This window comes from Arenibacter certesii DSM 19833 (assembly GCF_000429545.1).
Taxonomy (GTDB): domain Bacteria; phylum Bacteroidota; class Bacteroidia; order Flavobacteriales; family Flavobacteriaceae; genus Arenibacter; species Arenibacter certesii.
Map to the genome: position 1 here is coordinate 145,714 of NZ_AUCB01000012.1, position 15,667 is coordinate 161,380.

The 15,667-nt window shown below is 39.5% G+C and carries 6 protein-coding genes; all 6 read left to right on the forward strand.

Going from position 1 to position 15,667, the window contains the following annotated elements:
- Nucleotides 1-179 precede the first annotated feature (179 nt).
- The 6 genes from G466_RS0107950 to G466_RS0107975 all read left to right on the forward strand — a co-directional run bounded on the left by G466_RS0107950 (nt 180) and on the right by G466_RS0107975 (nt 15,259).
- Nucleotides 180-3,143: a SusC/RagA family TonB-linked outer membrane protein gene (locus G466_RS0107950; protein ID WP_026813192.1), complete on the forward strand. Its 2,964-nt coding sequence runs from the start codon at nt 180-182 to the stop codon at nt 3,141-3,143.
- 10 nt (nt 3,144-3,153) lie between these two features.
- Nucleotides 3,154-4,752 carry a RagB/SusD family nutrient uptake outer membrane protein gene (locus G466_RS0107955; protein WP_026813193.1) on the forward strand — a complete coding sequence of 533 codons (1,599 nt, stop codon included), beginning with the start codon at nt 3,154-3,156 and terminating at the stop codon, nt 4,750-4,752.
- A gap of 67 nt (nt 4,753-4,819) precedes the next feature.
- A complete protein-coding gene (locus G466_RS0107960; RefSeq protein WP_026813194.1) occupies nt 4,820-8,101 on the forward strand; it encodes a VCBS repeat-containing protein in 3,282 nt (1,093 codons plus the stop codon).
- A gap of 70 nt (nt 8,102-8,171) precedes the next feature.
- Entirely contained in the window at nt 8,172-8,681 is a 510-nt protein-coding gene (locus tag G466_RS0107965; protein ID WP_157373832.1) for a hypothetical protein, read from the forward strand.
- An 8-nt stretch (nt 8,682-8,689) separates the two neighbouring features.
- A complete protein-coding gene (locus G466_RS0107970; RefSeq protein ID WP_026813196.1) occupies nt 8,690-11,980 on the forward strand; it encodes an FG-GAP-like repeat-containing protein in 3,291 nt (1,096 codons plus the stop codon).
- 9 nt (nt 11,981-11,989) lie between these two features.
- Nucleotides 11,990-15,259 carry a VCBS repeat-containing protein gene (locus G466_RS0107975; protein ID WP_026813197.1) on the forward strand — a complete coding sequence of 1,090 codons (3,270 nt, stop codon included), beginning with the start codon at nt 11,990-11,992 and terminating at the stop codon, nt 15,257-15,259.
- Nucleotides 15,260-15,667 lie beyond the last annotated feature (408 nt).

The window sequence follows — 15,667 nt, forward strand, 5'->3', positions numbered from 1 at the left end:
GTTTCTAATTTTTAACTAATAAATATTAGGATTTCATAGTAAAACTTTAATATATTGATAATTATTAGGCAATTAAAGCTTTTAATTATAAACACGTTTTCGTTAACAAAGTTTGCGCCAAGTTAAAAATATTAACGTATTTTTAATATATTAAATAACTCAACTAATACCAATTATTTATGAAAATCAGATTTCTTAGAAAGAGCTTTTTGCTTTTTGGAGCATTTTTATGTTTCGGAATTGCATTAGCACAAGAGGTATCAGGTACGGTATCTGATGCTACTGGACCCTTACCCGGTGCCAGCGTTGTGGTAAAAGGAACTACAAATGGCGCACAAACGGATTTTGACGGATTGTTCACCCTTAATAATGTAGATAGCGACGCAATCTTACTTATTAGCTACATTGGGTTCCTTCCTGTAGAAGTTTCTATTGATGGAAGATCTACTATTAATGTTGTCCTTACAGAAGATGCCCAAGCCTTGGACGAAGTAGTCGTAACCGGATATGGTTCTCAGAGCAGAAAGGAAATTACATCTGCAGTAACGGTGGTTAAAAGTGAAGATTTTAACCAAGGAACGGTAAATGATGCTTCCCAGTTATTACAGGGAAAGGTAGCTGGTCTAAGCATATATAACAAAGGGGGCAACCCCAACGAAGATGCCGTAATTAGGCTTCGGGGTATTTCTTCTGTAGGAGCCAACTCCTCTCCACTTATTGTTATAGACGGAGTAGTAGGGGCTTCCTTAAATAACGTAGATCCTAATGATATTGAAAGCATCAACGTTTTAAAAGATGGTTCTGCCGCAGCTATCTATGGAACAAGGGGTTCTAGTGGAGTAATCTTGGTGACTACAAAAAGTGGCACGCCTGGCGGAGTCAGTGTAGATTATAGTGGTTCACTTGCCCTATCTACAATTGCAAACCATGTAGATGTAATGACCGCGGATGAGTTTGTAACTTCAGGTGGTGTGGATCTTGGAAGCAGAAATGATTGGTTAGACTTGGTAACTATAGATGGGAGCACTAAGGTCAACAATGTCTCTATTTCTGGAGGGGACGGAAAGACCAACTATAGGTTTTCTGGAAATTTCAGGGATGCGCAAGGTATATTGAGAGAGTCTGGCTTTAAGCAGTTTAACACTAGAGCAAGCGTATCTACCCTCACATTTAATGACAAATTAAAAATTGATTTCAACATATCCTTTACCAATAGGAAAAGTGAATTTAGCTACGAAGAAGCTTTACGTTATGCGTTGTTATACAATCCAACCGCTCCCGTATTTGGCAAGGATTCACCATTTCAATTTGACTCTCCCACCTTTGGCGGATATTTTGAAACATTAGGACTATTCGACAGTTTTAACCCGCTCTCCATTGTAAATCAGAATACCAATACAGGGGATAAAAACGAATTTACGTACAGTGCTAACTTTAACTATGATATTTTGGATAACTGGGAAGTGAATGCCCTTATTTCCCAACAGACCAATAAACTTACCAATCAGGACTATTACAGAACAACATCCCATTTTAGAGGAAACGCTACTAGCCCCAACCGAAAAGGTAGAGCTAGGCTATATACGGAAAACAGGGATTTTAAATTATTTGAACTATATAGTACCTATAATCAAAGTGTTGGGCTTATAGATTTTTCCGTTACAGGAGGATACTCTTGGCAACAGCAGAACCAGTACAATTACTTTTTGGAGATGGGCGATTTTCCCAACAACGATATAGAATACATTAACGCATTGGAATGGTCACAAGATTTAGCCAATGCGGGCTTCATAAACGCCAGCAGCGACGCTTCTCCAGACGATCGTATAATTGCTTTCTTTGGAAGGGTTAGCGCAACTTATGACAATGCTATTTTCTTTAATGCCTCTTTAAGAAGGGAAGGCTCCACTAAATTTGGTGAAAATAATAGATGGGCCAACTTTCCTGCTGTTGGACTAGGTGCCGATCTTAATCACTACTTGGAACTTAACAACGTAGACCTTTTAAAGGTTAGGGTAGGTTACGGGGTAACTGGTGCACTACCAGCCTCCAATGGATTGTCTAGGGCTTTGTACACCCCTGCAGATGGCAAATTAAGCAGTAATCAGAGTACAGACGCCAACCCAGACCTTAAATGGGAGGAGAAAGCTGAAACCAACTTTGGTGTGGAATTTAAAATGGACAGATTATCTACTACCTTGGATATCTATTCTAGGGATGTTAGTGATTTTATTCTTGAAAGAGATGTGGATGTTACTATTTATCCCACAGGTAGACGTGTAGAAAATGCTGGAAAATTGCGCTCAAGCGGATTTGAAATTGCATTAAATTATGACATACTAAGAAATGAGAAGTTTAAATATAATTCTGGTGTCATAGTATCACGAAATAAGACCAAACTTAAAGAATATCTTACTCCACAAGAGATGAGAGGATCTTTAGGTGCTCCTGGTCAAAATGATACCGACATGATCCGTATTAAGGAAGGCGAGGAAATAGGTCAGATCTGGGGTCCTGTATTTAGTGGAGAAGTAGTGGATGGAAGTCAACAATTCGTAGATATTAACAATGACGGCCAATTGCTTACCAACCAAAACAACGCTTTGGATCCAGATGGAGATTTTAAAGTACTAGGGAAAGGTACTCCCGATTTTGAGTTGGGTTGGACGAATCAACTACAATTTGGAAACTGGGATTTAAATGCCTTCTTCAGGGGTGCGTTTGGGCATAGCCTTATAAACACCTACAGAGCATTTTACGAGCCCCGTGTAGGAAGTCAGGGTTCGTATAACTTTGTAAATACTAAATTGGCAAATCCAGAAATCACCAATGCAAAATTCAGTTCCCTATATGTGGAAAAAGCAGATTTCTTTAAACTAGATAACCTTTCCTTAGGCTATACGTTTAATCTTAAGGAAAATAATTATATTAAAGGAATACGTGTAACCGCTAGTGGGCAAAACTTATTTACCATAACCAACTACACCGGTTCCGATCCAGAACCAGCATTGCAAGACGCGGGTACCATTGACAACGGAGGCTTCCCTGGAACAAGTTATGACCCTCTTATTCCCGGTATTGATCGTAGAAACAACTATTTTTCCTCCCGAACCTATACATTGGGACTGAACATAAACTTTTAAAAGACACACAATGAAAAATATCTATAAAGCATTATTCCTATGTGGCGGTCTCCTATTTTGGTCCTGTACGGACTTAGAAGAAGATTTAATCGGAGCAATTGACCGCCCTGTCAGTATAGACGAACCTAGCACTGCTTTTGATGGCGGTGGCAATGGCGGAAATGACGCCCTTAGTGTGGCCTACAGCAAATTAAGGGACGGTAGCGCATCTAGTGGTGGTTATTGGGCGATCCAATCTGTTTCTTCTGATGAAGTGGCCGTAACACAAAAAGGAGGAGATTGGTATGATGGAGGTATCTGGATAGATATGCACCGACATACCTTTGGCCCATCTAACGGACCTATAAATGACACATGGACTTCACAATATGGAGCTATTGCTGCTTGTAACGACCTATTAAAGACGAATTTGGATGCCAATCAGACAGCACAAATAAAAGTTTTAAGAGCCTTCTTCTATTATAGGTTATTGGATACCTATGGTAGAGTTAAATTGGTTACTACTCCAGGACAAGATGCACCACAATCTAGCCGCGCCCAAGTATTTGCCTTTGTAGAAAGTGAATTATTAAGCGCCCTAGGTATTTCAGCGGTAAGTGCTTCTATGGATCTTAGTAACAGTCCGCTCACTACAGATGTAAATCCATATCGGGTTAACCAATATGCCGCATTGGGTATTTTGGCAAAATTATATTTAAATGCTGAAGTATACACCGGAACCCCAAGATATACCCAAGCAGCTGACGCAGCCTCCTATGTCATTGACAACTCTGGATATGTACTTTGTGGTGTTGGCTGTAGCGTTCCCAACCCAGGCAAAAGACCTGCGGTAGATTCGGATCCAGATAATCTAGAAGGTTATGCGGCCGTTTTTGCACCAAACAACCAAAATAACCCAGAAATAATCTGGTCCATTGCTTACGACGGGGTAACTGGCGGGGGAATGAATTTTGCTCATATGACCTTACATTATTCTAGTCAATTTACTTGGAATTTAGTATCACAACCATGGAACGGGTATTCCGCACTAGAAGATTTTTACAATTCCTATGACGACAATGATGCTAGAAAAAAAGCTAACTTTATTGTAGGTCCGCAATTGGATTACAATGGATCGGCAATCTTAGATTATGCCGCCACCGATGGTCAGTTAGAATTGGATTACACTCCAGAAATCAACGAATTAGAACCAAACGCATCACGTAAAGGAGGTGCTAGATTAGGAAAATTCAGTTTTAGACTCTTTGGTAGGGACGACCAAGATAACGACATGCCCATAGTGCGTCTTGGTGAGCTATATTTAATCCGTGCTGAAGGCAGGGCAAGAGCTATGAATAATTGGTCCTTGGCAGAAGCAGATGTTAATACAATTAGAGCTAGAGCAGGACTAGCTCCCCTCACTGGCTTAAATGCAGACAACTTTTTGGATGAACGTGGACGTGAAATGTTTATGGAGGTGACCCGTAGACAGGATTTAATCCGCTTCGGGAAATTTAATGATCCATGGTGGGAAAAAACAAATAGTGATCCTCACAAAAAGCTATTCCCAATCCCACAACCACAGATTGATGCCAGTAACGGAACATTAACCCAGAATCCTGGATATTGATCCTAAGGCTGTTTATATTAAAAAGAGGGCTATCTTCGGATAACCCTCTTTTAATTTTACCACTGTAATGAAATTTTATTTACCAATTCCCCTGTGCTTTATTTTACTTTTTTCTTGTGTCCAGGAAAAAGATGTTAAAGAAGAAATTAAACCCAAATTATTTGAATTACGAACAAATTCTGGCATCAATTTCCAAAACGAACTTACCTATACAGAGGATTTTAACCCATATACCTATCGCAATTTTTACAATGGCGGTGGCGTAGCCATTGGTGATATAAACAACGATGGTCTTCCAGACATCTACTTCACTGGAAATATGGTAGACAACAAACTCTATCTAAATAAGGGCAATTGGGAGTTTGCGGATATTACAGATTTGGCCGGGGTAGCCTGTAAAGACGTATGGTCTACTGGAGCAACCTTTGTAGACATTAATAATGATGGTCTACTAGATCTGTATGTCTGTAAATCAGGAAAGCCTGGGGGAGCCAATAGGCATAATGAACTTTTTATCAATAATGGAGACCTCACCTTTACCGAAATGTCCGCAGAATATGGGCTAGACATAGAAGGGCTTTCCGTACATGCCGCTTTTTTTGATTTTGATAAAGACGGTGATTTAGATTGTTATATTTTAAATAATTCCATAAAATCGGTGGGAGCCTTCGATTTAATCAAAGATCAACGCAATATACCCAGCGCTACTGGAAATAAATTTTTAAGAAACGATAACGGTAAATTTGTAGACATCTCTTCAGAAGCAGGAATATATACAAGTGGTATTGGATTTGGCTTGGGAATTACGCTGAGCGACTTTAACGGGGATTCTTGGCCGGACCTATTTATTTCCAATGATTTTTTTGAACGCGATTATCTTTACCTCAACAACCAAAAAGGAGGATTTGATGAAGTAGCAGAAGAATATATCTCCTCTTTTTCCATGGGATCTATGGGCGCAGATGCTGGCGACCTTAACAATGACCTAATGCCCGATATAATGGTTACAGAAATGCTTCCTTCTACCATAGAAAGACAACGTACCAAAGCTATTTACGATTCTTGGGACAAATACAGCTTAATGGTAAAACAAGGTTATGCTAATCAATTCCCAAGAAATGTACTGCAAAGGAATATGGGTGAAGACGGATTTTATGAGATTGGAAGATACGCTGGGGTATCTGCAACAGATTGGAGTTGGGCTTCCTTAATATTCGATATGGATAATGACGGACTACGCGATATTTTTATTGGCAATGGCATTTACAAGGATTTATTGGACAGAGACTATCTTACCTATATGGCGAATGAGGAGAAGGTAAAGAACATGATGAAGACCGAAGAAGAGGTAATCATGAAGCTGATTGACCTAATGCCGTCACAAGCGGTACCTAATGCGGCATTTATTAACAAGGGCGACTTCCGGTTCATTAATAATGCGGATAGCTTAGGACTAGGGACTCCTAGTTTTAGCAATGGAAGTGCCTACGCAGACTTAGATAACGATGGAGATTTGGACTTAGTTGTCAACAATGTAAATATGCCTGCATTTATCTATGAGAACAAAACGAACACCACTGCCCATAAAAGTGTGTACATCAATTTTAAATCCAACACAAAGAACACCAAGGCCATAGGAGCCAAAGCCATTATATATTACGGTGATGGCAAAAGAGACATGGCAGAGAATTTTCCATCAAGAGGATTTCAGAGTTCCGTAAATCATGGTGTTCATTTTGGAGTGGGATCACACGATATTATAGACAGTCTAAAAATAAGTTGGCCAAATGGAGCTACTTCAAATGAAATTAACCTGGTCTCCAACAAGACCTATACATTTTTGGAACCTGATTCAAATAATCAGGAAATAATGGATTCCAAATTCCAATTCCCTGATTTCTTAAAACCGATATCACCCCTCTTTAATGTTACCCACAAGGAAAATAACTATGTGGATTTTAATAGGGAAAGACTATTACCCCAAATGTTCAATAATGAAGGACCTCCTATGGCCACAGCCGACCTCAATGGTGATGGCATTATAGATGTTTATATCGGAGGCGCTAAGAATCAATCTGGAAGTCTGTTTCTTTCCAATCCTCATTCTTCCGGATTTACAGAAATTAAAGAACCATTTTTGCCCCATAAAAGCTCGGAGGATACTTATGCCGTATTTTTTGATAGTGATAATGATGGCGATCTAGATCTATACGTCAGTAGCGGCGGGAAGGCATTCTCAACCTACGATTGGGCCTTAAACGACCGCTTATATGTAAATGATGGGAATGGTAATTTTACCATCTCACCTACTCCTTTACCCTTTACACTCCCTTTAAGCACCTCTACGGTACAGGCTGTGGACTTTGACAATGATGGCGATTTGGATCTATTTATTGGTGGCAGGTTTGACCCACAAGTCTATGGAAGTCCTATATCTAGTTACATCTTAGAAAACTTGGGACAAAATAAATTCGTTTTGTACAACACGCCTGTATTAGCAAACCTAGGAATGGTTACCGACGCCGCGTGGGTAGATATTGACCAAGACGGCTGGCAAGACCTAATAGTAGTGGGAGAATGGATGCCCATAAAAATCTTTATGAATAAAGCAGGTGAATTCATTGACCAAACTGAGACCTATGGCTTATCCAATTCCACTGGCATGTGGTCTACTTTAAAAATCGCAGATCTTAACGGAGACGGAAAAATGGATCTTTTGGCGGGTAATATTGGCCAAAATTCCTTTTACAAAGCGGGCACCAGATTATATTTAAATGATTTTGATCGTAATGGTTTTGCAGAACAAATCATTTGCCATAAATTAAACGATAACTACTATCCAATAGTAGACCGGGATGAACTTATTGCCCAATTACCGGAATTGAAAAATAAACTGCTCTTCTACAAGGATTATGCTAAAGCTAAAATGACCGATATTTTTGATAAAGAATATTTAGAGGACGCCTACAAGATTGATCTTCAAGTTACGGCTACGAGCTTATTCTTAAACGACGGTGAGCGTTTTATCCAAAAGGAGTTGCCGCCAGAAATACAATACTCCAATGTTTGTGCCATAGCGGTTATGGATATCAATAAAGATGGCGTAATGGATATCCTTTTGGGAGGAAATCAATATTTGGTTAAACCTCAATTTGGCAGGTTGGATGCCTCTAAGGGTTGGGTATTATTTGGCCAAAGTAAGGAAGAAACCGATTTTGGCTTCGGAGAGATTAAACCGCTTGGAATACCAGGACAAATACGAGGATTTCAAATAATCCCATATAAGGAAAAACAACTATTACTGACAGCAATAAACAATAATGACCTACTTTTCCATGAAGTACCCTAGATTAATAATAGTACTAATAATCTCATTATTAACATTAGGTCTTGTTGGATGTGAATCCAAATATTCCCAAATGTTAAACGAGGAGGCAAAAAAGAACATACTGAAGGATAGCCTTATCTTAGGCATGACGTTGGGAGATAATAAGGCCGATTTTTTTAAACGCTGTTGGCAACTTAATCAGGAGGGATTGGTATCTCAAGGCCCAAACAATAAAATGGTAAAGTATCCGCTTCCGATGTCTCCAAAACAAGAATCCACATCTGCCATTACCCTACTTTTTTATGGTACTTTTAATGACCAAAATACCATGACAGGAATGGATCTTACATTTTCTTACGATGCATGGTCCCCATGGAATTCCAACCTAACGGCCCAACAACTATTGCCCATTGTCCAGGATACATTAATAAAATGGTTCCCGGGGAATGATTTTATAGCGGTGAAGTCAGATCAGATAGAAAAATCGGCTTTTGTTAAAATTGATGGCAACCGACAAATAATGACCTACGCCAAAGATGATAAGGACGTTGTAGTAAAAATTGAGGACCTTAGGCTGAAATACCCAGAAAAATATAACTAATGACAAGTATGCGAATGAAGGTCTATATATTCTTATTATTTGTGGGAACTTTTATATTTTCCTGTTCTAGAACAAAAAGCCCCACTACAGATACACCACCCCTCTTTCAATTAATGGATAGCACCCATACGGGAATCAACTTTGAAAATGACCTTAGTTACGACCAAGAGTTCAATGTTTACAGGTACCGTAATTTCTATAACGGAGGCGGCGTGGCCATTGGCGATATAAACAATGACGGATTATTGGACATTTATTTCACTGCCAACCTTACCGGCAACAAACTTTATTTAAATAAGGGTAATTTCCAGTTCGAAGACATTACTGAAACTGCAGGGGTAGCAGGACAAAAAGCATGGTCTACTGGAGTTACCATGGTAGATATTAACGGAGATGGGCATTTGGATATTTATGTATGTAATTCTGGTGATATTGCCGGAGATAATAAGCAAAACGAACTCTTTATAAATAATGGAGACCTCACCTTTACCGAGGCAGCTGAAGAATATGGTTTAGACGACCAAGGATTCTCTACCCACGCCTCTTTTTTTGATTACGATAAGGACGGGGATCTAGATGTGTACCTACTAAACAACTCTTATAGGTCTATAGGCAGTTTTAATCTACAACGGAACGAAAGATATGAACGCGACGTGCTAGGCGGAGATAAACTCCTAAGAAACGATGGAGGTACTTTTGTAGATATTACCGAAGAAGCAGGGATTTACGGAAGTATAATTGGTTTTGGTTTAGGAGTTACCGTTGGGGATGTAAATAAGGATGGTTGGGAAGACATTTTTGTTTCCAACGATTTCTTTGAGCGAGACTATTTATATATCAACCAACAAGACGGTACCTTTAAGGAGGTCCTTACCGAACAGATTAAATCTATTAGTGGCGCCTCCATGGGGGCAGATATGGCGGATATTAACAACGATGGGTTCAACGATATTTTTGTCACCGAAATGCTGCCCTCAGAATACGCAAGGCTAAAGACAGTCACCACCTTTGAGGATTGGAACAAATACCAACTAAATTTAAGGAACGATTATTACCACCAGTTCACCCGCAATATGCTACAGCTGAACAATGGCAATAATACTTTCAGTGAGATTGGAAGATTAAGCGGTGTAGAAGCCTCTGATTGGAGCTGGGGTGCTTTACTATTTGATATGGACAATGATGGTCAGAAAGACCTTTTTATTGCCAACGGCATATACAAAGACCTCACTAACCAAGATTATTTACAGTACGTTTCTAGTGAGGCGGTAATACAATCCATTGTGGCCAACAATAAAGTAGATTACAATAAATTAATAGACATCATTCCTTCCAATATGGTAGAGAATCACGCTTTTAAAAACTTGGGTAATCTTAAATTCACCCGGGAATGGAACTCCGGTCTAAACACTTTAAGTTTTTCTAACGGGGCAGCCTATGGGGATTTAGATAATGACGGGGATTTAGATTTAGTGGTAAACAACGTAAATATGCCCTCTTTTATTTATAGGAACAATGCGGATTCGCAGACGAACCATAATTATTTAAAAGTTATCCTCAAAGGCGAAAATAAAAATACGTACGCCATAGGAGCCCAATTGAAACTCACTTCAAAATCGGGAAATCAATATTTGGAACAACAACCCATACGAGGGTTCCAATCCAGCGTAGATCTAAGACCTAACTTTGGACTAAAAGATAGCCTCCCTGTTGATTTACAGGTTACTTGGCCGTCGGGAAAAGTTACAGATTTAAAGGAAATAGCGGTCAACCAAACTATAACTTTACACGAGAAAGACGGCCTCCCTCCTGTTTTGGAATCTGTTCCAACACCAAGGCCTATATTTGTACCCTCTGATTTAAAAATTGAATACAAACATAAAGAGAACCGATTTGTGGACTTTGATCGGGACCGACTAATACCCCACATGCTAAGCACCCAAGGTCCAAAAATGGCTATTGCCGATGTGAATAACGATGGAGTGGACGATATCTATATTGGCGGATCAAAAGGCAGCCCAGGAAACTTATTGCTTGGGAAGGGTGATAAATTTGTTGCCACAGACGGCGCCGATTTTATAAATGATACCGGATACGAAGATGCTGGAATGCTCTTTTTTGATGCGGACAATGATGGAGACCTAGACCTATATATCTGTAGCGGAGGAGTAGAATTTTCTCAATTTTCCAGTTATTTAAAAGACCGACTCTATATTAACGATGGAAAGGGGAATTTTACGCTCTCGGATCAACATTTACCCACGGCCACAGGAACCCATAGCACCTCCATAGTCATCGCCGCAGATTTAGACATGGATGGAGATCTAGATTTATTTGTAGGAGAAAGGTCTGTACCCGGACAGTACGGCCTGCCTGGGTCAGGTTTTATTTTGAGAAACAATGGCAAAGGAATCTTTGAGGACGTCACCAAAGAAGTTGCTCCTGAACTTATTGATATAGGAATGATTACCGATGCCACATTTGAGGATCTAAACGGAGATGGAAGTCTGGAGCTTATTGTTACCGGAGAGTTTATGGGAATAGAAATCTTCCTCAATAAAAAAGGAAAATTAGTTCGTAAGAAAGACAACCCACTCTCACAATTAAAAGGATGGTGGAATGTAATACATGCCGTAGATTTAGATAATGATGGGGACCTAGACTTGATAGTAGGCAATCACGGACTAAATTCCAGGTTTAGAGCCAGTACAGAAAAACCTATAAATTTATTTGTTCAAGATTTTGACCAAAACGGATTTAGCGACCCCGTTATGACCTTTACCGCCAAAAATGGAAAACATTACCCTTATAACCTGAGGCACAATTTAATTGATCAATTAAAGGACCTTAAAAAGAAATTCCCTAACTACGAATCCTTTAAGGATGCTAGTATTACCGAAATATTCACAGAGGAGGAATTACAAGGCGCCTTAAAGTTAGAGGCCAATACCTTATCCTCCATTGTTTTAATAAATGAAGGCAATTTTAACTTCAAGGCGGTAGAGCTACCCATAGAGGCACAGTTCTCTCCTATCTATGCCATACATGCACACGACTATGACCAAGATGGAGATGTAGATATTGTAATGGGTGGAAATTTATACGGTGTAAAGCCAGAGCTAGGAAGGTACGATGCTTCCTATGGGATATATTTGGAAAATATGGGAGATCACCAATTTAAGTTCCACAGAGATGGTCGCGGCCTCTTCTTAGATGGAGAAATTAGAGATATGGAAGTAATGGGACGACATTTAATCGTGACTAAAAACAACGATTCCATTGATGCGTTTAAATTTTAGGATTAAATCATGAAAAAAAATCTTCTTTCTATATTGGCTTTCACCTTACTTTTCCTTGGTTGTAAAAAAAGTGAGGATTCCATAACTAAAGCACCCATATTTTTTGAGCCAGTTCCTGAGAGTATCAGTGGCTTGGATTTCATCAATCAGTTGAACCTAAAAGACAGCTTAAACATTTTAGAGTACCTCTATTATTACAATGGTGGCGGTGTGGCCATAGGGGATATCAACAACGATGGTTTAGATGATCTATATTTTACTGCCAATCAGGCACCGGATAAACTTTACTTAAACCTCGGTGATCTTAAATTTAAGGACATCACCCAATCTGCAAACATAAAAACGGATTCCACCTGGTCTACTGGAGCTACTATGGCTGATGTAAATAATGATGGCTTCCTAGATATTTATGTATCCAAAGTGGGGAATTATAAAAATCTAAAGGCGCATAATCTACTTTACCTCAACAATGGAGATAATACCTTTACTGAAGTATCTGAAAGTGTTGGACTCAATTTCTCGGGATTCTCTACCCAAGTAGCTTTCTTTGATTACGATAGGGATGGGGATTTGGATATGTATCTTATGAACCACTCCATTCACAGTAACAGAAGCTATGGTAAGGTTAATAAAAGATTGGAAATAGACACCTTGGCAGGAGATCGATTATTTGAAAACAAACTAGAAACAGGAACGCTATCTTTTGAAGATGTAACCGAAAGTGCAGGTATTTATAGTAGCCCTTTGGGGTACGGCCTTGCTCTTATAGCATCTGATATAAACCAAGATGGCTGGATAGATATCTATGTAGGAAACGATTTCCATGAAAATGATTATATCTACCTCAATCAAGGTGACAAGACCTTTAAAGAGGTTGGGGAAGAGTTATTAGATCACACTAGCAGATTTACCATGGGAGTAGATGTGGGGGATATGTACAACAATGGCAGACAGGATATCTTTTCCTTGGACATGATGCCGAACCAACACAATATCTTTTTAAAATCTGGGGGCGAAGATTCGGACAAAGTGAACAAAATCAAAGAAAATTTTGGTTTTGGCACCCAGTATGCCCGTAATCATTTTCAATTAAACCAAGGCAATAATTCCTTTTCCGACATTGCGCTGATGACCGATACACATGCTACGGATTGGAGCTGGTCTGTTCTGATGGAAGATTTTGATAACGACGGACTAAAGGACATTTTCATTACGAATGGCATCTATAAACGTCCCAATGACTTAGACTATATAAATTATCTAAGCACTACTAATTTCAGTCATTACAATCAAAACCAATCCTTTGAAGCAGAGCAAAAACTAATAGAGACTATGCCTTCCTTAAAGATTCCCAATGTTATCTTCCATAACAAGGGAAATTTTGAGTTTGATAGATATACCGAGGAAGCCGGATTCACCCCTTCCTATTCTAACGGTGCCGCCACAGCAGATTTGGATAATGATGGGGATATGGACCTAGTGGTGAACGACCTTAATGAAAAATCCTTTATCCTAGAAAATAAGACCGTCAGCGGCCCTGAAAATAATTGGATCGGGGTTCAATTAATTGGCAACAAAGAATACCCAGTGACTATCGGATCCAAAGTAATGGTACATTCCAAAGAGCAACTCTTTTTCAAGGAACTGATTACAACTAGGGGGTTTCAATCTTCCTCCTCACATAAACTCCATTTTGGATTAGGCACCGCCGCTACAATAGATTCAATTTCCATTATTTGGCCCGATGGGTTGCGCCAAATAGTAACAGAACCTACATCAGGTCAATATCATATAATTAAACGGGATAGTTCCGCAACATTGTTCAATAAAGAGCCAAATAAAGAGCCAGAATTCATAGTAAAAGAATTTCCTTATATCCATTTTGAGAATGTTTATTATGATTATGAACTGGAACCTTTAATGCCAGAAAAGTTATCTGAGGAAGGACCTGCGGTAGTGGTGGCCGATTTTAATTCTGATGGGTTAGATGATATTTTTATTGGAGGAGCAAAATATCAGTCCGCCACCTTATTCCTCCAACAACCGGATGGCACATACACTAGCACTTTTAGATCTACTTTTGAGAGCGATAAGACTTTTGAAGATGTAGATGCCGTTGCATTTGACCTAGATAATGATGGCGATCTGGATCTATATGTTATGAGCGGAGGTAATGACGTTCCGGAAGGAGACACCTACCTTGAAGACCGCGTGTACATTAACGATGGTAAAGGGAATTTTGAGCGACTAAAAGCCGCCTTGCCAAGAACAAATGGAGGGAGTATAGCAGCTGGGGATTTTAACCAAGATGGGTACATGGATCTTTTTATTGGTTCTAGATCTATTCCCGGAGGTTATGGACTTTCCCCAATTAGCCTAATCCTTAAAAATACCGGGAATACCAATTTTGAAATAGTTGATAGTGGAGCATACGGAATGAATACCGATAGCCAATGGGCAGATTTGAACAACGATGGGCATTTGGATTTGATTATGATTGGAGATTGGATGCCCATTACTGTGCTCATTAACAACGGAGATTCTAGCTTCACCAATCGCACAGAAGAGCTAGGACTGCATAACACTACAGGAATGTGGAATACTATCCTAGTTGCGGATTTAGACGGGAACGGCTACCTAGATATCATTGCAGGGAATGCAGGGCTCAATTTTAAATGGAAAGCTTCTCAAGAACATCCTGTAAAACTCTATATAGATGATTATGACGGTAACGAACAATCGGACCCCATTATTTTCTATGATTTCTTTGGCCACCCAGTTCCTTTTGCTTCCAAGGATCACCTTATGCGGCAATTGCCAATGCTTCAGAAGAAATTCTTGAGCTATTCCGATTTTTCTCAAATCAAGAATATTGAGGATCTAACCGGAAAAAAAGAATCAGATATACTAGAGATCAAACATATTAAGGAACTTCGGTCTATGATCTATATGAACTCAGGAAATGGATTTACAGGATCCCCACTTCCTAAAGAGGCTCAAATGAGTACTATTGAAGGGTTCCATTTAGAAGAGGAACTGGCATCTCCCACTCTATTCTTTGTGGGCAACTATAAGGGTTATGTAAACGAGCTTGGAAACAGTCTTGCCAACTCTGGAGGCGTACTCACCAATTTTAATAACGAAACGTACACTAGTTATAAAAACCTTTCTCTCCCTAAAGGATTAAGCGTTCGTAGAATAGAAAAAATAGGCGACAATAAATATTTGTTGATTTCCAATAATGCCAAGGCATATACTCTGGAATGGCATTTACCCTAACAAGGGGAGGGCAGTTTAAATCCATACTTAGCATGCTTTCTATGGAAATCTACAAACTCTTTAAATCCTAGCGAGTTATTTGTATGTGGATGTTCCCTCCTAAGTATGTGGGCAAAAGGCGATGTACCTGACTTAACAGAATGCTCCAAACCTGTCCATGCCTATTGGGATGAAGAATCAACTTTGAAGGGATATTCGGGAGTAGGCCGATTTTCACTAAAAACTGGACAGAACGAATCCTGGAACATCGATGTTTCCGGGATTTTTTTTATGGTTTATTTTCGAAGTGGATTTTCGTCCGGTTTAAGAGGGCTTTTTGGTCGTTTTAGTGAGGTTCTGGCATACCTTTCCCATCGAAGTTTCGGATCGCTAGTCCCTATGCCGCTTTTTCCAGCGCCATGGCCGACA